Annotated in this window: 18 protein-coding genes and 3 pseudogenes; 12 read left to right on the forward strand and 9 right to left on the reverse strand. The window is 70.5% G+C overall.

All coding sequences use genetic code 11. The features are described from left to right. Positions 1 to 611: 611 nt before the first annotated feature. Genes ACWGIH_RS36235 through ACWGIH_RS36250 form a run of 4 tightly spaced genes read left to right on the forward strand, consistent with a single transcriptional unit; the run spans position 612 to position 5,417 of the window. Positions 612 to 1,835, forward strand: coding sequence for a polyprenyl synthetase family protein (locus ACWGIH_RS36235; protein ID WP_453449305.1), 1,224 nt, complete (start codon positions 612 to 614; stop codon positions 1,833 to 1,835). Next, entirely contained in the window at positions 1,832 to 3,367 is a 1,536-nt protein-coding gene (locus ACWGIH_RS36240) for a phytoene desaturase (RefSeq protein ID WP_453449306.1), read from the forward strand. Before ACWGIH_RS36235 ends, ACWGIH_RS36240 begins: the two co-directional genes overlap by 4 nt. Continuing rightward, on the forward strand, positions 3,364 to 4,401 hold the full coding sequence (locus ACWGIH_RS36245; RefSeq protein ID WP_453449307.1) for a phytoene/squalene synthase family protein: 1,038 nt from the start codon (positions 3,364 to 3,366) through the stop codon (positions 4,399 to 4,401). The genes ACWGIH_RS36240 and ACWGIH_RS36245 overlap by 4 nt, the downstream gene beginning before the upstream one ends. Next, positions 4,398 to 5,417 carry a DUF5914 domain-containing protein gene (locus ACWGIH_RS36250; RefSeq protein ID WP_453449308.1) on the forward strand — a complete coding sequence of 340 codons (1,020 nt, stop codon included), beginning with the start codon at positions 4,398 to 4,400 and terminating at the stop codon, positions 5,415 to 5,417. Before ACWGIH_RS36245 ends, ACWGIH_RS36250 begins: the two co-directional genes overlap by 4 nt. Before the next feature lie 20 nt (positions 5,418 to 5,437). On the opposite strand, the gene ACWGIH_RS36255 is transcribed toward ACWGIH_RS36250, so the two are convergent. The 5 genes from ACWGIH_RS36255 to ACWGIH_RS36275 all read right to left on the reverse strand — a co-directional run bounded on the left by ACWGIH_RS36255 (position 5,438) and on the right by ACWGIH_RS36275 (position 10,837). After that, positions 5,438 to 7,018, reverse strand: a complete 1,581-nt coding sequence (locus ACWGIH_RS36255; protein WP_453449309.1) for an FAD-dependent oxidoreductase — start codon at positions 7,016 to 7,018, stop codon at positions 5,438 to 5,440. Continuing rightward, the gene (locus ACWGIH_RS36260; RefSeq protein ID WP_453449310.1) at positions 7,015 to 7,734 is read right to left on the reverse strand and encodes a methyltransferase domain-containing protein; all 720 of its coding nucleotides are present in this window, start codon (positions 7,732 to 7,734) and stop codon (positions 7,015 to 7,017) included. Before ACWGIH_RS36260 ends, ACWGIH_RS36255 begins: the two co-directional genes overlap by 4 nt. A 69-nt stretch (positions 7,735 to 7,803) precedes the next feature. Further along, positions 7,804 to 9,054 carry a lycopene cyclase family protein gene (locus ACWGIH_RS36265; protein WP_453449311.1) on the reverse strand — a complete coding sequence of 417 codons (1,251 nt, stop codon included), beginning with the start codon at positions 9,052 to 9,054 and terminating at the stop codon, positions 7,804 to 7,806. A 159-nt stretch (positions 9,055 to 9,213) separates the two neighbouring features. Then, positions 9,214 to 9,975: an anti-sigma factor gene (locus tag ACWGIH_RS36270; protein WP_453449312.1), complete on the reverse strand. Its 762-nt coding sequence runs from the start codon at positions 9,973 to 9,975 to the stop codon at positions 9,214 to 9,216. A 244-nt stretch (positions 9,976 to 10,219) separates the two neighbouring features. Then, complete coding sequence (locus ACWGIH_RS36275; protein WP_453449313.1) at positions 10,220 to 10,837, reverse strand: sigma-70 family RNA polymerase sigma factor; 618 nt, start codon at positions 10,835 to 10,837, stop codon at positions 10,220 to 10,222. 199 nt (positions 10,838 to 11,036) lie between these two features. Between ACWGIH_RS36275 and ACWGIH_RS36280 the strand changes: the two genes are divergently transcribed. Beyond that, entirely contained in the window at positions 11,037 to 12,029 is a 993-nt protein-coding gene (locus tag ACWGIH_RS36280) for a MerR family transcriptional regulator (RefSeq protein WP_453449314.1), read from the forward strand. A gap of 739 nt (positions 12,030 to 12,768) precedes the next feature. On the opposite strand, the gene ACWGIH_RS36285 is transcribed toward ACWGIH_RS36280, so the two are convergent. From ACWGIH_RS36285 to cynR, 3 genes are all read right to left on the reverse strand, one after another. Then, complete coding sequence (locus ACWGIH_RS36285; RefSeq protein WP_453449315.1) at positions 12,769 to 13,152, reverse strand: winged helix-turn-helix transcriptional regulator; 384 nt, start codon at positions 13,150 to 13,152, stop codon at positions 12,769 to 12,771. 187 nt (positions 13,153 to 13,339) lie between these two features. Further along, positions 13,340 to 13,990 (reverse strand): DUF1707 SHOCT-like domain-containing protein, encoded by a 651-nt coding sequence (locus ACWGIH_RS36290; protein ID WP_453449316.1) that lies wholly within the window; start codon positions 13,988 to 13,990, stop codon positions 13,340 to 13,342. Between the two features lie 220 nt (positions 13,991 to 14,210). Beyond that, on the reverse strand, positions 14,211 to 15,113 hold the full coding sequence (gene cynR / locus ACWGIH_RS36295) for a transcriptional regulator CynR (RefSeq protein WP_453449317.1): 903 nt from the start codon (positions 15,111 to 15,113) through the stop codon (positions 14,211 to 14,213). A gap of 134 nt (positions 15,114 to 15,247) precedes the next feature. Between cynR and ACWGIH_RS36300 the strand changes: the two genes are divergently transcribed. From ACWGIH_RS36300 to ACWGIH_RS36315, 4 genes are all read left to right on the forward strand, one after another. Beyond that, a complete protein-coding gene (locus tag ACWGIH_RS36300; protein WP_453449318.1) occupies positions 15,248 to 15,757 on the forward strand; it encodes a nucleoside deaminase in 510 nt (169 codons plus the stop codon). A 66-nt stretch (positions 15,758 to 15,823) separates the two neighbouring features. Further along, the gene (locus tag ACWGIH_RS36305) at positions 15,824 to 16,303 is read left to right on the forward strand and encodes a hypothetical protein (RefSeq protein WP_453449319.1); all 480 of its coding nucleotides are present in this window, start codon (positions 15,824 to 15,826) and stop codon (positions 16,301 to 16,303) included. Positions 16,304 to 16,441: 138 nt separating this feature from the next. Beyond that, positions 16,442 to 17,680, forward strand: a complete 1,239-nt coding sequence (locus ACWGIH_RS36310) for an MFS transporter (protein ID WP_453449320.1) — start codon at positions 16,442 to 16,444, stop codon at positions 17,678 to 17,680. A gap of 430 nt (positions 17,681 to 18,110) precedes the next feature. Next, complete coding sequence (locus tag ACWGIH_RS36315; protein WP_453449321.1) at positions 18,111 to 19,295, forward strand: PP2C family protein-serine/threonine phosphatase; 1,185 nt, start codon at positions 18,111 to 18,113, stop codon at positions 19,293 to 19,295. 42 nt (positions 19,296 to 19,337) lie between these two features. Here the strand turns inward: ACWGIH_RS36315 and ACWGIH_RS36320 are convergent. Beyond that, positions 19,338 to 19,607: pseudogene (locus ACWGIH_RS36320) on the reverse strand (short chain dehydrogenase); the annotation flags it as partial. Here ACWGIH_RS36320 and ACWGIH_RS36325 point away from each other — a divergent pair. From ACWGIH_RS36325 to ACWGIH_RS36335, 3 genes and pseudogenes are all read left to right on the forward strand, one after another. Further along, positions 19,593 to 19,856 (forward strand): annotated as a pseudogene (locus ACWGIH_RS36325) (MmyB family transcriptional regulator); the annotation flags it as partial. The pseudogenes ACWGIH_RS36320 and ACWGIH_RS36325 sit on opposite strands and share 15 nt — an antisense overlap. A gap of 95 nt (positions 19,857 to 19,951) precedes the next feature. After that, positions 19,952 to 20,544: pseudogene (locus ACWGIH_RS36330) on the forward strand (TetR/AcrR family transcriptional regulator). After that, on the forward strand, positions 20,541 to 21,377 hold the full coding sequence (locus ACWGIH_RS36335; protein ID WP_453449322.1) for an alpha/beta fold hydrolase: 837 nt from the start codon (positions 20,541 to 20,543) through the stop codon (positions 21,375 to 21,377). Before ACWGIH_RS36330 ends, ACWGIH_RS36335 begins: the two are co-directional and overlap by 4 nt. The last annotated feature ends 23 nt before the right edge of the window (positions 21,378 to 21,400 follow it).

The following is a 21,400-nucleotide window of genomic DNA, read 5'->3' on the forward strand; positions in this document are numbered from 1 at the left end:
GCCAGCCGAGTGCGGGCCAGATCCGCTGCTGTGAAGTGGATGCGTAGAGGCATGCGCCGAGCCTGATCAAGATGTCGTTATTCGGGCTAGGCCAAATCACGTCGATCCTCTGTCACCTGCTGGGTCACTCTTGTCCGTGAGCGAACACGAGAAGCTCCAGTTCGGCCCCTTCACCGGTGGCCCGACCTGGATGCGGTCGGACGGCCGTGACGCGGGGGGATGCGGCCGTCCGACCTTGCTGGTGCCGCTCCGGCCTTGTGCGAAGGGCCCGCTCCGGCCTTGTGCGAAGGGCCCGCCGACATGCGTGTCGGGCCTCACCGCGAGACGGTGTGCTCATGACCTCTCTCGGGCTTTCGGCCGCAGACGCCCCGCCTTCGCCGTGCCACCCCGAGCCCGATCCTCATGGGTTTGCGGGTGAACTGCATCCGTCCCGCGCAGACGGACAGAAGGGGAGGGAGACGTGATGCCGATCGAATGCGACGAGAGGAAATGCGATGCACCGCGCCCGGACGGAGGCATCCCTCGCCCCTGACCTGGGCGATCCGAGGACCGCGTACGACCACGGACACGCTCGGGCGAGGCCTGGGCAGGGTCACTGCACCTCGCCCGGGATGAAGCAGGCACGGGACGTACCGGAAGGCGCGGACGACCCGACCGTCGTCGACGCCGATGTTTCCGCGGCGGTGGGCCGGACGCTGGAAAAAGTTCTGGCCGAGCGCCTCGAGGCCGCCCGCGGCATCGACCCCACCTTCGCCCAGGACGTGGCCGGACGCGTCGCCCACTTCACCTCCAACGGCGGCAAGCGCCTGCGCCCGCGCTTCCTGTGGTGGGGGCTGCGGGCGTGCGCCGAGACGCTCGACGCCGACCAGGTCCGGGCCGCGCTGCGCCTGTGCGTCGGCCTCGAGCTGATCCAGACCTGCGCGTTGGTGCATGACGACGTGATGGACGGATCGCCGCTGCGCAGGGGCCAACAAGCCGTCCATGCCGAGCTTGAGGCCCACTACAGCACCACTGCCCGCGGGGCCGGTGCCTCGTTCGGGACGTCCGCGGCCATCCTCGTCGGCGACCTGGCCCTGGCTTGGGCCGATGACCTGGTGGCCGACACGGCGCTCGACACAGGGACAGCACGGGCCGTCCGCACCCTGTGGCAGAACATGCGCACGGAAATGGTCGCGGGCCAGTACCTGGACCTGCACGGACAGGCGACCGGTGCCCGCTCCCTGGCCAGGGCCGCCCGTACGGCGACGCTGAAGAGCGCCCTGTACTCGGTGGAACGGCCGCTGGCCTTCGGCGCGGCGCTGGCCGGAGCGGATGACCGGACCACGCGGGCCCTGTGCGCGGCAGGCCGCTGCGCCGGCCTGGCCTTCCAGCTGCGCGACGACCTGCTCGGGGTCTACGCGGATCCCGAGCACACCGGCAAGCCTGCGGGCGATGACATCCGCGAAGGCAAGGCGACCTATCTGATGGCCGTGGCCCGGGAGCGCGCCGAGGCCAGGGCCGACCACCACTCGATCGGCGTCCTCGATGCCGTTCTCGGCGGCCGGGCCGAACCGATGGGGATCGGCCTCGACCGCGTACGCGGCGTGCTGGAGGCGACCGGAGCCCGCGGCGCCGTCGAGAACCGCGTAGCGCGGCTCGCCGCGCGCAGCCTGCACCATCTCGCCGACGCCGCGCTCCCCTGCCCCGCCGCCGAGGCACAACTGCGTGACCTCTTCTACCTGGTCAGCGGCGTTGCGCGCGGTGGGGCGCCAGGGCTCGCGACACGCGGCACCACACACGCGGATGACACAGACCACCTGCTTGCCGCTGCCGTCCGCGAGGAGAGGAATCGATGAGGCGTCTGCCAGGGCCGACGGATCATGTGGTGGTCGTCGGAGCGGGATTGGCGGGCCTGTCCGCCGCACTGCACCTCCTGGGCGCCGGACGCCGCGTCACGGTGGTCGAGCGAGGCCTGGAGCCCGGCGGCCGGGCCGGATTGCTCGAACGCGGCGGATACCGGATGGACACCGGGCCCACCGTCCTGACCATGCCCGACCTGGCGGACGAGGCATTCGCCGCGGTCGGCGACCGGCTCAGCGACCGTATGGAGCTGCTCGAGCTGCACCCGGCCTACCGGGCGCGGTTCGCCGACGGCAGCAGCCTGGACGTCCACACCCGGGCGGAGGCGATGGAAGCCGAGATCGAGCGCTTCGCCGGCGCCAGGGAGGCCGCCGGATACCGCAGGCTGCGTACGTGGCTGCATCGCTTGTACAAGGCCCAGATGCGCCGGTTCATCGACACCAACTTCGACTCGCCCCTGGGACTGCTGACACCAGATCTGGTCCGCCTGGCGGCTCTTGGCGGTTTCGGCCGCATGGACGCGCGCATCGGGCGGTTCATCTCCGACGAGCGGCTCCGCCGCGTCTTCACCTTCCAGGCGCTGTACGCGGGTGTACCCCCGGCCCGCGCACTGGCCGCGTACGCCGTCATCGCGTACATGGACACCGTCGCCGGCGTCTACTTCCCGCGGGGCGGGATGCACGCCCTGCCACGGGCCATGGCGGCGTCCGCCGCCGACGCCGGTGCCGAGCTGCGCTTCGGGCAGGAGGTGACACGCCTCGAACGCCGCGGGGGCCGGATCACGGCCGTGGTCACCGATCAGGAACGATTCCCGTGCGACGCCGTGGTCCTGACGCCGGATCTGCCGGTCGCCTACCGCCTGCTCGGTTCTCAGCCGCGCCGTCCCGTCCGCCTGAGCCACTCTCCCTCGGCGGTGGTCCTGCACGCGGGCACCGACCGCACCTGGCCCCAACTGGCCCACCACACCATCTCGTTCGGCTCCGCCTGGAAGCGCACCTTTCACGAACTGACCCGTACAGGCAGCCTGATGTCCGACCCTTCCCTGCTGATCACGCGCCCCACGGCCACCGACCCCGGGCTCGCCCCGGCAGGGCGCCATCTGCACTACATCCTGGCGCCCTGCCCCAACACCCGCGTCGGCCCCTCGGCCCACCAATGGCGCGACCTCACACCCCGGTATCGCGACAGTCTCCTGGCCGAGCTGGAGCAGCGCGGGTTGCACGGCATGGCCTCCGCCATCGAAGAGGAGTGCCTGGTGACGCCCGCGGACTGGACCGCGCAGGGGCACGCGGCCGGCACCCCGTTCTCCGCCGCCCACACCTTCGCCCAGACCGGCCCCTTCCGCCCGCGCAACCTCGTGCGCGGCGTCGAGAACGCCGTCCTCGCCGGCTGCGGCACGACCCCGGGAGTCGGCGTACCGACCGTCTTGATCTCGGGAAAGCTCGCCGCGGCACGCGTCACCGGCCCACGGCCGACACCACCCGCCCGGATCCAGGCTCCGACCGACACGAAGGGCCTCGCGCCATGACCGCCCGGGAACTCGACAGCGCCGGCATCACCGACCCCGCCCTGCGCGCTGCCTACACCCAGTGCCGCCGACTCAACGCACGGCACGGCAAGACGTACTTCCTCGCCACCCGGCTGCTGCCCGTCGAGCGCAGGCCCGCCGTACACGCCCTGTACGGCTTCGCCCGCTGGGCCGACGACATCGTCGACGACCTCGACTCCACGGCCACGACAGGTGAGCGCGCCTCGGCCCTGCTCCTCCTGCAAAGGGACCTCGAAGCCGGCCTGCGCAGGGGAGGGAGCACGGACCCGGTGGTGGCGGCACTGTCCGACACCGCTGCCCGCTATGCCATCGCCCCGGAGCTCTTCACGGACTTCATGACGTCGATGCGACTCGACCTGGAGGTCACCGAATACCCCCGTTACGCGGACCTGCGGAACTACATGCACGGCTCGGCAGCCGTCATCGGCCTGCAGATGCTCCCCGTGCTGGGCACGGTCGTCCCCCGCGAGGAGGCCGCCCCGCACGCCGCCGCCCTGGGCGTCGCCTTCCAACTGACCAATTTCCTCAGAGACGTCGGAGAGGACCTCGACCGCGGACGCGTCTACCTCCCCCTGGACTTGCTGGCCGCACACGGCGTCGACCGGGCCCTCCTGCGCTGGAGCAGGGACAGCGGACGCCATGACCGGCGCATCACGGCGGCCCTGCAGGACGCCGCCTCGCTCACCCGGCGCGTCTATCGCGAGGCAGCTCCCGGCCTGCCGCTGCTCGACCCCGTGTCCCGGCCCTGCATCCGCACCGCCTTCGTGCTGTACGGCGCGATCCTCGACGCCATCGCACGCGACGGTTTCGCCGTTCTGCACCGCCGTGCCGTGGTACCCCGCCGCCGCCGGGCGGCGGTCGCCTGTGACGGCATGGCCCGCCTCGCCGCGGCTCGCCTGCGCGCCCGCTCCATGGACGCCACCGTCCCGGGCGCACCCGACGCACCGCCACCCCGGCACATGCCGCACACCTCGCAGGTACGAACTCGGCAGCCGAGGACGGAGGCAGTATGAGCTCCGGACGCTTCTCCGGCAACGGCCGCTATCCGCTGCGGCTGCGGCGTCGTCCCGTGGCCTGGGAGCGGCAGCAGCCGACCTGGCGCGAGGCGAAGCCGGCCGTCATCGCGCAGGCGCTGAAGCGCGCCCAGGCCAGGCCGTCCGGCAATTGGTACGTGCTGGACGACGCACGCAACATCACGGCCGAGCGACCGCTGGGCCGCACCATCGCCGGCACCGAGGTCGTCGCCTGGCGCGACGCCGCGGGAGCGCTACGGGCCGGCGCCGGCGCCTGCCCCCACCTCGGGGCGCCGCTGAAGGACGGTGTCGTGCGATGCGGCACCCTCTTCTGCCACTGGCACGGCCTTGCCCTCGACGGATCGGCGCGTGCGGGCTGGCAGCCCTATCCTGCCCACGACGACGGGGTCCTGGCCTGGGTGCGCCTCGACTCGGTCGGCGGTGAACAGCCCCTGGACCGGCCGGTGATTCCCGAGCGTCCGCGGTTGGCCGGGAGTGTGGCGGCGGTCTGCACTGCCATAGGGGCCTGCGAGCCCGAAGACATCATCGCCAATCGCCTGGATCCCTGGCACGGCGCCTGGTTCCACCCCTACTCGTTCGTCGATCTCCGCGTCGTGGACGAGCCCGGAGCCGGGCCCGTGAGCGAGGCCGAGGACAAATTCGCCGTGGAGGTGTCCTTCAAGGTGGCCGCACGCGCGGTGGTACCGGTCACAGCCGTCTTCACGGCTCCCGAACCGCGCACCGTGGTCATGCACATCACCCAGGGCGAGGGAGCGGGTTCCGTCGTGGAAACCCACGCCACGCCGCTCGAGCCGGACGCCGCGGGACAACCTCGTACGGTCGTGTTCGAAGCGGTCATCGCCGCGTCCGACCGGCGCGGGTTCGCGGTCGCCAGGTCCCTGACTCCGCTGCTGCGCCCCGTCATGCGGGCGGCGGCCGGGCGGCTGTGGCGTGATGACATGGCGTACGCGGAGAGGCGTTGGTCCCTGCGGAGCAGCGGGCGATTCCCGGGCTGAGCATCTCGGGTGACGGCCAGTCAGGTACCGGCCAACTGGTTGAGGCCCCTCAGCGCCGCCGTCCTGCCCTTGTCCGGGACGGTCCACAGCGTCTGTCCGGCGACGCCCCAGCGTTCGAGCAGGGCGTTCGCCGCGAGGAAGCCGGTCGTTGCCGCCCGCTCCATCAAGGCGACCGGCACATCGCTGCGCACGATGTCGCCGGCCAGCGTGACGTCCGGGTCCGAGGTGCGAACCGCAGGCCTGTCCAGGTATCCGCCGACGGGGAAAAGCGGGCAGTCGGCGCGCCACTCGTGCCGCGCGTCGACGATCTTGGCGTCACGAGTCTCCGGGTAGACCCGGTGCAACTGGGCCAGCAGATTGCGTTGTTCCGCCGCCCGGTCCGCTCCCGGGTGGACCGCGTAGGCGTGCAGTTCGATGACCGAGCCACCCGTACGGGCCGACCAGTCGGCCGCCTCGCTCTCCCAGCGCTCCAGCACACTGACGTTGTCCAGTGACCCGTATCCGCTAGTGCCCAGAAAGCCGGGCCGCTCGGGCGACGGCCGCCGGTCGAGCCACAGCCGGGACACAAGGAAGGGCGGGGCCGTGCGCAGGCTCATGATCCGCGTACGCCAGTCGCTGTCGATGAGCAGCGGCGACTGTTCCACCACCTGCTGAAGACCCTTGATGTCCAGGGCCAGGACGACGGCGTCGTGCCGCTTGTGGCCGTCCCGGGTGACGACGTGGAAACCGCCCTGGCGCGCGGGCTCGATGCTCTCGACACCTTGGCCGGTACGGATGTCGGCCCGGTGACCGGTCAGATACCGGGCCAGCGGTTCCCACAACGCGGCCGGGAAAGGGGCTCGCGGCACGTCGAACAGCAGCCCCTCGCTGGAGCCGAGGAAGTAGATGTGGAACATCAGGGCGAGTTCGGCCGCCGACAACTGCCGGGGGTCGGCGAAGAAGCTGCGGGAGAACACCTCGAAGGCCAAGTGGTGGGCCGCCTGCGGGAATCGGATGCGTTCCAGCAGATCCCAGGCGCTGATGTGGTCGAAGCGCCGGTAGACATCGGGTACCCGTACGTCGAGCAGCGGCAACGCGGAGCGCGGACTCATCCGGGTCAGGTCACGCCAGCCGAACGTGGGGCTCAAGGCCACGAAGCCGAGCGCGCTCCAGGGCGGCGTGCGCGGCACCCGCGCGAAGCTGTCCTGCAGGCCGCCGCTGTGCCGCAGCGGATAGTCGGGCAGGCCCCGGAGCATGCTCAGGCTGGGGTCGGCGCGACGCAGCAGCCCGCGCAGGTTGTAGTACTGGCGGAAGAAGGCATGAAACCCTCGGCTCATGGTGACCGTGGAGCCGTCCGCCAGTTCCGTGGACCATCCCGCGAGCCGGCCCCCCAGCTGGTCGTCCCGCTCGTAGAGCGTCACCTCGACACCCCGCTCCGCCAGAGCGGTCGCCGCGGCCAGACCGGCGATGCCCCCGCCGATGACCGCTGCGCCACGCACCTCACCGGAGACCCGCCTCATCCCCGACGGGCCCGGCACCACCCGGGCGCGCCGGTCACGTCCGTGGCGCCTCGCGCCGCCGTTCGCCGCACCCCGTCCGCTCGCCACACCGCGTCCGCTCATCGCGCCGCGCCCGGGGCCGCGGCGACCACGGTGTGCACGATGCCCGTCTGCCAGCCCGGCATCGGCAGCACACGGACCTGGCGGAAGCCTGACCGCCCCACCCGAGCCGCGAACTCGGCCGCCGTGTCGAAATCGACGACGCTGCGAAACAGATGCCGGTAGAGGCGACGGTCGCCGGCGACCGTACCGGCGGGCAGGACCACACCCTTGCACACGGCGGTCCACACCGCGCGGTCCAGCGCCCGGCCGCTGAGCGTGTACTCGTGCACGCCCAACCGGCCATGCGGGGCGAGGAGTTCACGCATAGCCGTCAATACCGCATCGGGGTCGTCGAGATTGCGGAACAGGTAGGCCGCGAAGATCGCGTCGAAGGGGCCCTCGACTCCGGCCCGGGCGAGCTGCTCGGCCGGAGCGTGCACGAAGCGCACGCCAGGAGGCCACGGCTTGGCCGCGGCCCGGTCCAGCATGCCCTGCGAGGCGTCCACCGCGACGATCTCGGCACGGGGTGCCGCGTGCAGGAGGGCGGCGGTCGAGGCACCGGTGCCGCACCCCAGGTCGAGCACGCGCAGTCCCGCACCTTCGTCCGCCAGCCCCAGGCGTCGGGCGGAGCGTCGCAGATGGGCGTGGTAGCCGGGATTGGCGGACACCAGCCGGTCGTAGGTGTGGGCGGCGTGATCGAACGCGGCGGACAGTTCGTCGTCGCGCAGCAGCGTCATCTCGGCGTCTCCTTCGGTTGATTGCCGGTCACGACTGAGGGGTCGGAGGTCGCGACTGTTTGGTCGGCGTCACGAAACCCGGCGCTGCGGCAGGGCGTGCTGCTGGTGGCGCCGGGGCAGCCACGGCAGCTCCGCGACCGTACGCAGCATGGGCAGGACCGGCGTACGCAGTCCGATCCTGAAGTCCTCGTCCCAGCGGGTACGTCCGTCGAGGAAGCGCAGCAGCCGTTGCATGGGCACCTTGCCGAACAGTCCGGCGAAGAACGCGGCGCCGTCCACGCGTCCGGTGTCCAGGGCCCGCAGCATGACGGAGTCCATGGCCAGCGAGCGCCTGGCGTGGACGGGCGGGGGCTCGGGCGTACGGCCGAGGTGATAGGCGGCCGCGATGGCGGAAGTCTGCCGCTGCACCGCCGCGAAGGTGTAGCCGGTGGAAGGGCGTGTCGCCCCGCCGGCCGTGCCGATGCGGAAGACCGACCGGCCGGAGCGACGGGGAAAGCGCGCGTCGGTCATGGGGATGACGCCCTGCTCGACACGCCTGACCTCATAGCGTTCCAGGCCGAGTCGCTCCGTCACGTGCCTGCGCAGCGCCTCCTCGTAGGCCTGCTCCTCGAGCACGGCGCCGGAGAATTCCGTGTACTCGACCAAGGCGTCGTACGGCGTCATGGGCAGCACGTACGCGAAGGAGAGACCGTGCGCGGGCTGTGGGGTGCGAAAGTCCATCAGGTCGGCCAGGCCGGCCTCGAAGACGGGCCGGTCCGTGCTGACGAACCAGCCGCGGAAGTGCTGCAGCAGCGTGGTCCTGGCGGGCGGCAACGTCGCGAGTGGGCGTGAGTCGAACACCCACCGGGCACGCAGGGCCAACGACTCGCCCCCTGCGGTGGTTCCGCGCACCTCAGCTCCCTGCGGCAGGTCGCGCACCTCCCTGACCTCGGCTTCCACGCGCCGCACCCGGTCGTCGCCGTCGAGTCGCGCCGCGACCAGTTCCTCGAAGGAGCTGGAGCGGAGCATCTTGTAGCGCAGCGGTGCCGGAGAACCGATCACGGTTGTTCCGTCGGGGGCGCGTACCCGCAGGGTGTCCCACACGCCGGACAACGACGTGTCGAATTCTCCCTCGCTCTTCTCCCAGAAACACCAGGTCCGTTCGGGCGGCCTCAGCGCGCCGTGCGGAGCGTCGATGAGAACGATCGAAGGCCTGTCGCGCGCGTGAGAGCCGGTGCGTGCAGAAGGGGCGGTGTCTGCGGGAGGAGTGGCGCAGAGCCGATAGGCCAGGGACAGCCCGGCCGCGCCGGCGCCCACGATGGCGATCTCCGCGTCGTCCATGCCGCCCCTCGTACCCTTCCCTGCGTCTGCCCTTGCTGCTGCCCTTGCTGCCAGCATTCCTTACGAAGGGAGCCGTTGGATGCACAGACATGGGTACGAGAGCCCCCCATCGGTGCGTTGTGTCGTACGAGAACCGGCCGGCACCTGCCCGCCCCAGCCTCATAGAGCCCCGCGGACGATGCTCTTGCCGGAGTGGGCGGGATTTCCGTTGTACGCCTGGACGGAGACGTCCACCACGGGGTAGCCGGACAGGTTCACGCCCTGCGGGAGCGGCAGTGTGGCCGATCCGTCGGGCCCGAGGACGCCGACGGCAATGAGCCTTCGATGCGTCGAGTCCATCAGCCACACCTCGAAGTACCCCTTGGTGCTCGGCAGCCCCTTCACCTCGATGCGCAGAGCTTTGTGCGTGCTGTCGTCCACGACGAGATGCGCAACTCCCTTGGCCCGGGCGACGGCCAGTGGGGCGAGGGTGGCATCGGCGCCCGGACGGGCAGTGCCCGGGTCCAGGTGTGTCTGCCACCAGGTGGCGACGCTCCCCAGCGCCGCACCGACAAGAAGACAGGCCGCGGCGAGCAGCAGCGCGGAGCCGCGTCCGGCGCGGCGGCGCACCGAAGTGTCGTGTCCGCTCGGCCGCTGTCGTGCGGCGTCTCGCGCAGCGGCGGAATGCGGCGGGCGCGCCTGCGAGGCGCCCAGATCGACGGTCAACTCCGCGGAGATGGCCTGCCACACACGTTGCGGTGGCGGCGTCGGTACGTCGGCCGGGGAAGCGGACCGCGCCGCCTCGACGACCCTGCGCAGAGCATCGAGATGCGCCCGACACGCGCCGCACTGGTGCAGGTGGGCGCCGACGGGCCCAGTTCGCGCCGCATCGGCCTTCGTGAGAGCTAGTTCGGCGAGGTCCGATGAGTCAACATGCTTCACGATCGCCCACCTCGCCGACTTCACCCATGTCGCCCGGCACCTCAGATCTCGGACACCCCTTCGCGGCGGATCCGCGCGGCGCAGGCTCTCGGACCACTTCCCGCGATGGCACGTCGCCGGATGCGGACCCGAGGGCGAAAGCGGACGCGGATGCGGATGCGGATGCGGATGCGGGAAGAGTGCTCAACCAGTCGCGCGTACGCTGCCCTCGCACCGAAATCGCATCGCTTCTGCGGGGTCCCGCCTAGCCGTCCACCGGACCCTCGTCGCATTCCAGGGTGTGCCTCAGCCGGTGCAGGCCCCGGCGGATGTGGCTCTTGACGGTGCCCAGGGGAAGGCCCGTTCGCTGGGCGATCTGCACTTGGGTGAGGTCTTGATAGAACGCCATGCCCAGCATGAGCCGCTGTATCGGCGGCAGTTTGCCGAGTTCCTGCACGATGAGCACCCTGTCCAGCGCTGCTTCCGGGTGATCGTGCGTCGGAAGCACCCCGGTCTCGACCTGCACGCCTGCGGCCGTGGTGAGCGCGAGCCGACGAGTGCGGGCAGTCAGCGCGTCCGCCGTCTTCCGGCGCGTGATGCCGACGAGCCACGCCGAGAGAGGCCCTCGGTCGGGCCGGTAGCCCGACCGGCCGCGCCACGCGGCGAGGAAGACCTGTTGCGTGACGTCCTCCGCCTCACGGGCATCGCCCAGAGCGCGCGCGGCGAGCGTGTGCACCAGGGCGCCCCAGCGCTGATAGAGCGCTGCGACGCAGCGTTCGTCGCCGCGGATGAACCCCGCCGCGATCTCCTCGGCGTCCTGGCTCTCCTCGAACGGCACATGCGAGGGGACCGTTGTGGGAACGGGTGCCGCGTCCACCGCCATGGGTTTCCTCCTGCCGGACCAGGCGGCCCGGTGAGCTCGGTCCAGTCGGCTCGGTGGGGCTGCGAGGGCTCACCGCTGTCCAATGGGCTCCCCCGCAGTCCGGTTCCACCGAGCGTCTTGCGCGCTGCGATGGGCCAAGGCTCGCGATCACGCGCTGGGCGGTGCAACATGCGTCGGTCTTGCGTCGTACCGTGAACCGATGAGGAACTCCGAGCTGCAGCGCCCGCTGTCGTCCGTGGCGGGCCTGAGCACCGGGGCTGTCGCCAGACGATTCGGCGTGGCGCCGACGACTCTGCGCTCGTGGGGCCAGCGCTACGGCGTCGGCCCCGCCGACCACCAGAGCGGCCGCCACCGACGGTGGACGCGCGAGGACATCGCGGTCCTGGAGCACATGTGCCGGCTCACCAGTGCGGGCGTGCCGCCATCCGAAGCCGCGCGGGCCGCCCTGCGGGCCTCCGTGGCTCCGTCGAGCCCGCCGGAACCTCTGGACCCTGATCCGAGCGGCCGGCCCTCCCCGCTCCAGCGGCCTGCTTTGCCCGGGCAGACCCGAAAACACCTGCGCGGGCTGAACCGGGCGGCGCTGAGGCTCGACTCTCCCGCCATCGAGAGCCTGCTCGGTACGGCCATCTCGCAGTTGGGACTGATCCCCGCGTGGGACGAGGTGATCATGCCTGCCCTGCATGCGGTCGGCCGCAAGTGGGAGACCTCCGGCGAGCGCTACGTCGAGGTCGAGCATCTGCTGTCGTGGCATGTGTCGACGGCTCTGCGGCGCGTGACGAAACCTTACGGCGCGGTGCAACGCGAGGCCGGGGCCTCGATCTCGCCCGTCCTCCTCGCCTGCGTGCCGGGCGAGGCGCACACCCTGCCGCTGGAAGCCCTCTCGGCGGCACTTTCGGAGCGCGGCGTTCCGGTGAGCATGTTCGGGTCTTCGGTCCCCGCCGAGGCACTCGACAAAGCCGTACGCCGCATCGGTCCCGTCGCGGTTGTGCTGTGGGCGCAGTCCTACGGCACCGCCAGCCGCCCCCTCGCCCAGCATTTCCGCTCTCTGCAGTGGGGCGTTCCCGGAGCCCGTACGCAATCAGCCGTCATGGTGGCCGGCCCCGGCTGGGCAGGACCACACCTTGCGGGCACCCTGCGCCCCCACCGGCTGAGCGACGCCGTCACCTCACTCCTAGCTCTCTGTGAGCTGTGAGTCGTAAGTGGTGAGGGGGGATGGTGAGGGTGAATGGTGAGGGTGCCCTGTCCCCGTCGCCGGGCAGACCGCCCTGCTCCCCGCTTCGGCTTAGTCGTCGCCGTCCCTTGTCACGACCTCGCGTCTGGCGCGGCGCGCAGCCTGTCCGTCACTCACTCCGGTGGTCCGGCCACAGTTGGCTGCGCGCGGCCTCAGTGCAGCGGGACAGTGGCCCGATGCGCCGCCGCCTCGTCACGCTCGTCGTCCTGATCCTGCTGAGTACCGCGGGGTGCACCTCCGTGAAGCCGGGGCCGGCCCCGTCACTTGATCCTGCGGGTGGTCGGGCGCCGGCTTCGCGGGAGGCTCATGCTCCCGCCACTCAGCCCTCGGCGCGGGACGCGCTGGTGAGGAGCAGCACGGGCAGGCCGAAGAGCAAGGAGGACAGGAAGGGCGCTGAGCCCATGCCTCGCCATCAGGCGCCTGCCGTCGACCGTGAACCCCCGTCACCGGCCCCTGCCCGCTCACCGGTTCAGCGGGCGCCCAAGGCACCCCGGCGCGTGGCGCAACGGCCGCCCGAGCGACGCCCCGAACCGGTGGCGCCCCGTCCTCCGCGTCCCCGGACGACCTACGACGGCAAGATCGTGTGCGACATGGCCGAGGGTGTCACGGAACCGGTCACGGTGGCGTTGTGCCGGGGCAGTCTGGGCCAATGAGCCCTCGGGCTAGGGTTCTTGGGCCGCGGCATGGTGGCGCGTGTCCGTCAGGTGCCGAAGCGATGGCGCGCGTCCTCGATGTGTCCCAGGTACCGATGGGTCCAGCCGCAGATGGCGTCGACCGCGGCGCGCAGGGCGCGGCCCGGATCGGTGAGGGTGTACTCGACCCGCGGCGGCACGGTGGGGTACACCTTCCGGCTGAGCAGTCCGTTGCGCTCCAGCATGCGCAGGTTCTGGGTGAGCATCTTGTGGCTGACGCCCTCGACCTCGTTGCGCAACTCACTGAAGCGCAGGGTGCGTTCACCCAACGCCTCGATGATCAGGAGCGCCCACTTGTTGGCGACGTCCGAGAAGATCTCCCGCGCCAACGAGTCCGCGCGCCTCAGGTCGGCGTCCTCGGGTAGGCCCTTGAGTTGCTGCTTGGTCCCCATAGATTCCCCCGTCACCGAAAGTGCTGCCCTCTACATCGGAAGCCACTCTCCTATGGTTCCTCAGTAACCACAAGAGAGCACAGTACGGCCCCCGTACACATCATCGAGATCAGCTACGTCGTCGACACGAAACCGCCCGCCTGAACGTGAACCCGACCCCAGCGCCGCCTTCACGACGGAGCCTCGCTCAGCCCGAGGACGCGGGCCTGCGCAACAACCACTGGGCGAACGTCCGGCGCGGGGGCCGCACCACCACACGGCCGTGAGCCTTCTGGCCGACCAGCTCCACCCGCAGCCTGGTCGGCACGCCTGGGGGCGTCCGCGTGCCGCGGTCCACCAGCTTGCAGTGGACCAGGGTCAAGCCGTCGGTATCGACCTCGACGCCCGGCCCCGTGATCAGCGTCAGGCTCTTCCCCGCCATGGTCACGTCGATCCGAAGGACGTCCTGCGTGATCACGGCCTCGGTGAAGTCGAGGGTCACGTCGCACCAGATCACCGCGAGCTCCAGCCGCCGCGGCACCACCCAGCGTCCCACTCGCTCGACCGCACCGCTGTGGACCTGCTCGATGCGGACGACTTCCTTGACCTCTGCCGCAACGGCCCCACCCGTGACCGATACGGGCGGCAGGTCGGTGGTGAGCTCGGCCAGTTCACCCAGAGTCCGCGCCGACAGAGCGGTTTCCAGGCGTTCGTCCAACTCCTGCGCGGTCAGCAGGCCGTCCCCCGCCGCGATGCGCAGCACATCGACCACCCGGTCCCGGTCCGCATGGGAGGCCCGCAACTCGGGCGACGAGCCGGGGCCGACATGCCTACCGGTGGGCGCATTCTCTCCCGACATGCTTCCGTCCTGCTCCTGTCGAACGCCGAGCGCGACGCGGGAAGCGGCGCGTACAGAAGACTAGCGCTATATCGCGACATGCATCCTGGCTGAGCCTCACCCACCTCGCCATGCGTCCACCGCGAGCAGCGAAGAGGCGACGACCGGCGTCAATCCACCGTAGGCGGCACCCATCATGCCGAGGCCCTGGCCCGACAACAACCGTGCGTCAGGGGCCAGTTCACTGCCGGGCGGGCGGAAGCCCTCGCTCGGTCACCTGCGCGCGCAGCAGCGCGACGAAGGCGTGCACGGCCGCCGAGCGGTAGCCACCGGCCCGGGTCAGCAGCGCCGCCGTGCGGTGGGGCAGCGGCGGCGACAGCGGAACCTGCGACAGCCCCGGCCGGTCCAGGGTCACGGCGTCGGGCAGCACGGTGGTCAGCGCCCCACCGCGTACGATCTCCAGCAGCGCCAGCGCCGAGTCCGCCTCGACGACCACCCGCGGTGCGGCACCCTGCTCGGCGAAGTAGGCGTCGATCCGGGCCCGGGTCGCGAAGTCGCCTGCGAGCAGCGCCAGGTCCCGCCCGGCCAGCTCCCCCACCGACAGCGGCCCGGAACCATTCCCGGCGCCCGCGACCACACCGAGCGTCTCGATGAACAGCGGATCGGCCTCGACGCCGGGCACCGGGTCACCGGTGAAGCCGATCCCCGCGTCCAGCTCGTCGGCGATCAGCGCCTCCCCGATGCGCTCCTGCGTCCCCTCACGGACGGTCAGGCCGAGCCCGGGATACCTGGCGTGCAGGGCGGCCATGAGCGGTCCGACGAGATAGGCGGTGAAGGTGGGCGTGACCCCGAGCCGCAGCTGCCCACGTGAGAGGTCCCGTACGTCCTGCACAGCCCGGTCGGCGGCTGCCAGTTCGCGCAGCGCTCTTCGCGCATGGTCCACATACACCTGACCCGCGTCGGTGGGCCGCACGGTGCGCCCCGCCCGGTCGAGCAGCGGCAGGCCGACGGCTCGCTCCAGCGCCCGGATCTGCTGCGACAGAGTCGGCTGGGATACGTGCAACGTCTCGGCGGCCCGGGTGAAGGAGCCGTGTTCGACGACGGCGAGGAGATAACGCAGGTGCCGCAGTTCCACAGGAGCCATACCGCGAGCGTATCGCCGCGTATTGCTCACATCTATGGGAGGCATGCACAGCGCGTCTTGGACGCTATAGCAGCAGATCAGCCACACTGAAGGAGGTCCGAAAGCAGCGAGAACGATCCGACCGGAGGTACCTGATGGACTTCGTCCGGCGCACCATCGACCTTGCACGCGCCAACGTCCTCGACGGCGGGCGCCCCTTCGCCACCGTCATCGTCAAGGACGGCGAGATCATCGCGGAGCGCGCCAACCAGGTCGCCCAGACCCACGACCCCACGGCGCACGCCGAAGTGCTGGCCATCCGGGACGCATGCGTGCGGCTCGGCACCGAGCACCTGACCGGCACCACGATCTACGTCCTGGCGCAACCGTGCCCGATGTGTTTGGGCGCGCTCTACTACTGCTCCCCTGACGAGGTCGTCTTCGTCACGACCCGCGAGGCCTACGAGCCGCACTACGTCGATGACCGCAAGTACTTCGAACTGAGCACGTTCTACGACGAGTTCGCCAAGCCCTGGCAGGAGCGCCGCCTGCCGATGCGCCACGAGCCGCGCGAAAACGCCGTGGAGGTCTACCGCCTGTGGCAGGACCGCAACAGCGGCGATCGCCGCGTTCCTGGCGCACCGAAGGCCGACGACGCCCACTGAGGCGGCGCCCGGGGATACCTCGTAGGCCGCTGGTGCTGCCGCGGTGGTTGAGACAGCATGCGGCACATGGACTGGATGCCTCTGCTCTCCACGCTGACCGGTGCTGCCATCGGCATCGCTGCCACCCTCGTCGCCGATCGCAACAGATGGCGTCGCGAGGAGGGGCGGCACGCGCTGGAAGTGCGGCGTGGCGTCTACACCGAGTACGCCTCCGCCCTCAAGGACGCGGGGGAAGAGATACGGGCTGTCGCCCTGGGTGATCACATGTCCGAGTCAGCGCGTGACGCGGCGGTGCGCGAAGCCTTTCGTGGCACCGGGCTGCACATGGCCAGCGAGCAGCTGTGGCTCGTGGGCCCGCCGGCCGTCGTCGCGGCCGCGAACGAGGCGTTTCACAGCCTGCGCCGGATGCGCGACGCCTACGCCCGCGGGGTGGAGGTCGGTTCCGAGGAGGACAGGGCCTTCATCCGACAGCGCCGCACGGCCATGGCGGACATGCGCCACCGCATGCGCGAGGACCTGGGCTTCGGCCCCCTCGGGATCGAGTGACCACCGGACGGAAGAGGGAGCAGAGGGGGCGCCCTTCGAGTCGTTGATCGCGGCGCCCAGCGTCCGCGGAGGCCTCGTGAGGCCGCTGTTAATCTGCGTCCCATGATCAAGGGGAGATCAGCCGGACGAATAGCGCGCATGGCGGGAGACACCCGGTCGGAACGAGTGCTGATCCTGGCCAGTTTCGTGAACCGCGTCGGCAACGGCCTCTTCAACACCGCGTCAGCGCTGTACTTCACCTTGGTCGTGCAACTCCCGGCAGTGCAGGTGGGCATCGCGCTCACCGTCGCCGGGCTGATCGGCCTGCTCGCGGGGATCCCGGGAGGGCACCTCGCTGATCGCCGAGGTCCCCGCACCATCATGATGCTGGCTCTCGCCGTTCAGGCGGTGGCGATGTCGGCCCTCGTCTTCGTCGAGAGCTGGACCGCCCTCGCGGCCATCGCCACCATCGACCAGCTTGCCGCGTCCGCGGGAGGAGCGGCGTGGGGTGCCCTCGTCGTCCGGGTCGGAACGGAGCAACCCGCTCTCTTCCGGGCCAAGTTGCGCACCTACGTCAACCTGGGCGTCGTCCTCGGCACCGTCGGCGCCGGACTCGCCGTGGCAGCCGGCACCCGAACCGCCTACGTCGTACTGATTGTTGGCAACGCCGCCAGCTTCGCGCTCTGCGCCCTCCTTCTGTTTCTGCTTCCTCATTACAAGGCGTTGGCGCCTCCGCCGCGGCAACGCCGCTGGATCGCCCTTCGCGACCGCCCCTTCGTCTCGTTCACAGCCCTTTTCGGGGCCATGGGGCTGCAGTACCCGGTGGTGTCCCTGCTGCTGCCGATCTGGATCTCGGAACACACGGACGCACCGCGCTGGACGGTGCCCGCGGTGTCGGCGCTGAACGCTGCCGTCTGTGTTCTGCTGCAGACCAGGATCGGTTCCCGCATCGAAACCCCGCGCGACGGCGGCCGGGCCTTTCGCACCGCGGGGCTCCTCTTCCTGGTCAGCTGTCCGCTGATGGCCCTGACCGCACACGCTCCCGTCTGGGTGGCCGTTGGTCTCGTGGTCGCGGCGATATGCATCCACAGCCTCGGGGAGATCTGGGAGTCCTCGGCAGGATTCGCCCTCGGATTCGGCCTTGCGCCAGACCACGCCCAGGGTCAGTACCAAGGTCTCCTCGGACTTGGCTTCAGCGCAGGCCAGGCGCTGGCCCCGGCCATCCTCACCACCCTCGTGCTGGGGTACGGCACTACTGGCTGGCTGTTCCTCGGCGTGTTCTTCGCGGCGGTGGGCGCTGTCGGCCCGCCGCTCGAACGCTGGGGCATGCGGACCCGATCCAGGTACGGAGCAGGTACGGCGGATTCCGGCGCAGTGGCCGACGAGGCGCGTGCGTGAGGGTGTAGGCGGAGTCGCCTGCGGGCCATCCGTGGGCCTCCGACTGCCTCCGTCGGCCGGTCGAACGTCGGCCGGTCGAAAGGGCATGGCGCTTCGAGTGGCCGTTCGACATCGTCACTATCGAAGGCGCGTACCCCCGTTCGACCTCACCAACCGGTTTGGCTGAATCGGCCGCCGACGGCCGGCAGCTCCGTGATCGGAATGTGTTGGCCTCGTCCCTCATTGGCCAAGCGACAGCACCATCTGCTTCTCGGGTCGGTACGGGAACGAACTGGCAGGTCATCGCGTCGAAACGCGCTTCGGGCGGGCCCCTGTCGCCACACCGATGGGCCGGCCGGGAGGAACAGGGCCGCGGCCGGGTGTGACGAACTTGCTGGGTGAGATCGGCAAATCCCGGGGAAGAAGTGGCGACGAGACGATGGAGGTTGCCATGGATGGTAGAGATCTGGAACTGGGCGAGCTTTTGGCCGCCGCGGAGTCCGCGCCGCCCGGGGAGTCCGTCGGTGTCATAGCGCACGATCTGCGCAAGCGGTTCGGAGCGGATCGTGTGTCGTTCTTGTTCGTCGATCTCATGGAGCAACAGCTTCTGCGTCTGAGCGCGCCCGCCGAGGGAGAGGCGGCCGTCGCCACGGAGCGGCTCAACTTGCGGGGCAGCGTCTACGAGACGGTTCTGCGCACCCAGGAACAGCATGTGGAGCCGGACAGTCAGGGCGGACGGCGCGTGATCTCGCCGGTGACCAACCGCGGCGACTGCATCGGCGTCCTGGAAGTGACGTTGCAGTACGCCGACGACGCCGTGCTCGGACAGATCCGCGAAGCAGCTCACGCACTGGCCTACATCATCGTCACGGACCGCCGCTTCACCGACCTCTATCACGCGGGCCGCCGCACCACCCGGACCAGTCTCGCGGCCGAGATCCAGCACCAACTGCTGCCCTCGGCCTCTTGTTGTGAAGCCCCCCAGTTCACCCTCGCCGCGGGACTGGTGCCTGCCGACGACATCGGTGGCGACACCTATGACTACACGCTCGACCAGGACACGCTGCACCTGTCCATCACCGATGCCATGGGCCACGACACCGACTCCGCTCTGCTGGCCACGCTGGTGGTGGCCGCGTTGCGCGGTGCCCGCCGTACCGGTTGCGACGCGCTTCAGCAGGCCCGTCGTGCCCACGAGGCCTTGCTGGCCCACAATCGCGGGCTCGCCACCGGGCAACTGCTCTGCATCCGCCTGGAGACGGGCACCTGCGAACTGGTCAACGCGGGGCATCCCTGGCCGCTGCGCCTCCGGGAGGGCGCGACAGAGGTCGAGGAGGTCGAGCTGGCCATCAACCTGCCGTTCGGGGTGGCGTCACCGGCCTCGTACCGGCTGCAGGAGCTTCAGCTGAGCCCCGGCGACCGCCTGGTCCTGCTCACCGACGGCATGCAGGAACGCGGCGCGTCAGCCGTCGACCTGCCCTCTCTCGTGCGTGGCACCCGTGCCTCACATCCCCGGGAGGCCGTTCGCACCCTGACGACGGCGGTCCTGGACGCCTGCCGCGGCAACCTCAAGGACGACGCCACCGTCATGGTCCTGGACTGGCACGGCGCCGCGCAGCCCGCTCCGGACGCCTAGGCCGACGAGGCAGCGACCACGCATGACGCGGCGGCGGGCCTCTCAGCTGACGAGGAAGGGAACCTTCGTGAGCTCTTCGGAGACCTGCCAGACACGCCGGGCTTCCTCGGTGCCGCGAAGGCGTGAGTAGAGCTTCTGCTCTGCGGGAGGACCGCCCATGTGCCCGGGCCCGCGCGGCCCGTAGAACCCGCCGCGCTCGGCGTCGGGTGAGGTGGCGGCGTACAGGGCGGGAAGTCGCGCGGTGCGGACCGTCCCGACGACGATGCCGCGGGCAGACAGAGCCCGGATCAGGCGCACTCCCGCGCGGCCCACTACGCCGACCTGCTGCTCGCCCAGAGCGAGGAGTTCCGTCAGGTGTGGAACGACCATGAGATCGGCATCCGCCCCAAGGAGGTGAAGCGCTTCGTTCACCCCCAGCTCGGCGCGGTGGAACTGACCTGCCAGACGCTGCTCGATCCGAACCAGTCGCATCTCCTGCTCGTCTACACCGCCGTCCCCGGCAGCGAGAGCCACGAAAAGCTGCAGTTGCTCTCCGCCATCGGGGCGCAGGCTCTGAGCTGACCCGACCGACCCGACCTGCTGGATGAGCAAATCACTTGCCTTTCCTAGGGCCCCTAGGTTTAACCTAGGACCCCTAGGACCGATGTGGAGGGCACATGGCGCGGGCAGGGCTGACGGCGGAGCGTGTGACAGTCGCGGGCGCCGAACTGGCGGACGAGGCAGGGCTTGACCACGTGACCATGTCGCAGGTGGCCCGGCGGCTCGGCGTGAAGGACGCGAGCCTCTACACGCATGTGCGCGGCCTGGAGGATCTGCGCGGACGGATCGCGTTGCTGGCGGCGGACGAGAAGACCATCCGTATCGCGGAGGCGACCGCCGGCCGGTCCGGCAAGGACGCGCTGATCGCCTTCGCGAACGCCTGGCGGGAGTACGCGCACAAGCATCCCGGCCGCTACCTGGCCACACAGACCCAGATCCGGATCGACCCCGAGCTCGCCGCGAAGGCGCCCGGCCCCCGGCGCGCTGTCGAGCTGACCTACGGGATGTTGCACGGCTACGGACTGGCCGAGCCCGACCTGACCGACGCGGTGCGGCTGCTGCGCAGCACATTGCACGGGTTCGTCGCCTTGGAGGCTGCGGGCGGGTTCGCACACCGGCGTTCGCCGCAGCTTTCCTGGGTTCGTGCCCTCGACGCCCTGCACATCCTCCTGGAGCGCTGGCCCCGTCCCGAGAAGGAGACTCTCCATGACTGACCCGACCATCGGCAGCCTGCGCGTGAACGGCGCCACCCTGCACTACGAAGTGCGCGGTCAGGGCCCGCTCTTGCTGCTGATCCCCGGCGGGTCGGGCGGGGCGGCGTCCTTCGACGAGCTGGCCGACGACCTGGCCGTCGCATACAAAGTGGCCACCTACGACCCGCGCGGCATGTCCCGGAGCACGCTGGACGCCCGCGAGGCCGAGCAGAGCGTGGCCGAACACGCCGACGACGCCTTCCGTATCCTGGAACTGCTGTCGCCCGGTGAGCCCGCTCGGGTTTTCGGCTCCAGTTCGGGCGCCATCGCGGCCCTGCATCTGCTCACCGCCCGCCCAGAGCGCGTCCGGCGCGTCGTCGCGCACGAGCCTCCGATGGTGACGGTCCTGGCGGACGCCTCCACCCATCTCGCCCTCATCGCGCGCGTGCAGGAGGTATTCCGCACGCAAGGGCTCATGCCTGCGATGAACGTGTTCGCCGCGGGGCTCAGGAAGGACGGCGACACCGTCGAGCCGAAGGCCCGGATCGAGCTTCCGCCGCAGGCAGCGGCGAGGGCTGAACAGACCATGGCCAACCTGCCGTACTTCGTCAGCCGCATTGTTCCCGGCTTCATGTCCTACACGCCGGACCTGCACCGGCTGGAGGAACTGTCGGATCAGCTCGTGCTCGCCGCGGGTCAGAACTCGCGAGGTGAGCTGGCCTACCGTCCGGCCGCCTTGCTGGCCGAACGCTTCGGCACGGAACTCCTGCACTTCCCCGGCGGGCACACCGGACTGACCACGCACCCCGCCTCATTCGGCGAGCTCCTTCTCAAGGCATTCCGCGACTGAACCACGCTGCGCGCGTTGGGGAG

The organism is Streptomyces sp. NPDC054872 (assembly GCF_053610705.1).

Bases quoted from the DNA above. Each gene is read 5' to 3' on its own strand.
- ACWGIH_RS36235 (WP_453449305.1), top strand. From the start codon at position 612: ATGAAGCAGGCACGGGACGTACCGGAAGGCGCGGACGACCCGACCGTC.
- ACWGIH_RS36240 (WP_453449306.1), top strand. From the start codon at position 1,832: ATGAGGCGTCTGCCAGGGCCGACGGATCATGTGGTGGTCGTCGGAGCG.
- ACWGIH_RS36245 (WP_453449307.1), top strand. From the start codon at position 3,364: ATGACCGCCCGGGAACTCGACAGCGCCGGCATCACCGACCCCGCCCTG.
- ACWGIH_RS36250 (WP_453449308.1), top strand. From the start codon at position 4,398: ATGAGCTCCGGACGCTTCTCCGGCAACGGCCGCTATCCGCTGCGGCTG.
- ACWGIH_RS36255 (WP_453449309.1), bottom strand. From the start codon at position 7,018: ATGAGCGGACGCGGTGTGGCGAGCGGACGGGGTGCGGCGAACGGCGGC.
- ACWGIH_RS36260 (WP_453449310.1), bottom strand. From the start codon at position 7,734: ATGACGCTGCTGCGCGACGACGAACTGTCCGCCGCGTTCGATCACGCC.
- ACWGIH_RS36265 (WP_453449311.1), bottom strand. From the start codon at position 9,054: ATGGACGACGCGGAGATCGCCATCGTGGGCGCCGGCGCGGCCGGGCTG.
- ACWGIH_RS36275 (WP_453449313.1), bottom strand. From the start codon at position 10,837: ATGGCGGTGGACGCGGCACCCGTTCCCACAACGGTCCCCTCGCATGTG.
- ACWGIH_RS36280 (WP_453449314.1), top strand. From the start codon at position 11,037: ATGAGGAACTCCGAGCTGCAGCGCCCGCTGTCGTCCGTGGCGGGCCTG.
- ACWGIH_RS36285 (WP_453449315.1), bottom strand. From the start codon at position 13,152: ATGGGGACCAAGCAGCAACTCAAGGGCCTACCCGAGGACGCCGACCTG.
- ACWGIH_RS36290 (WP_453449316.1), bottom strand. From the start codon at position 13,990: ATGTCGGGAGAGAATGCGCCCACCGGTAGGCATGTCGGCCCCGGCTCG.
- cynR (WP_453449317.1), bottom strand. From the start codon at position 15,113: ATGGCTCCTGTGGAACTGCGGCACCTGCGTTATCTCCTCGCCGTCGTC.
- ACWGIH_RS36300 (WP_453449318.1), top strand. From the start codon at position 15,248: ATGGACTTCGTCCGGCGCACCATCGACCTTGCACGCGCCAACGTCCTC.
- ACWGIH_RS36305 (WP_453449319.1), top strand. From the start codon at position 15,824: ATGGACTGGATGCCTCTGCTCTCCACGCTGACCGGTGCTGCCATCGGC.
- ACWGIH_RS36310 (WP_453449320.1), top strand. From the start codon at position 16,442: ATGGCGGGAGACACCCGGTCGGAACGAGTGCTGATCCTGGCCAGTTTC.
- ACWGIH_RS36315 (WP_453449321.1), top strand. From the start codon at position 18,111: ATGGATGGTAGAGATCTGGAACTGGGCGAGCTTTTGGCCGCCGCGGAG.
- ACWGIH_RS36335 (WP_453449322.1), top strand. From the start codon at position 20,541: ATGACTGACCCGACCATCGGCAGCCTGCGCGTGAACGGCGCCACCCTG.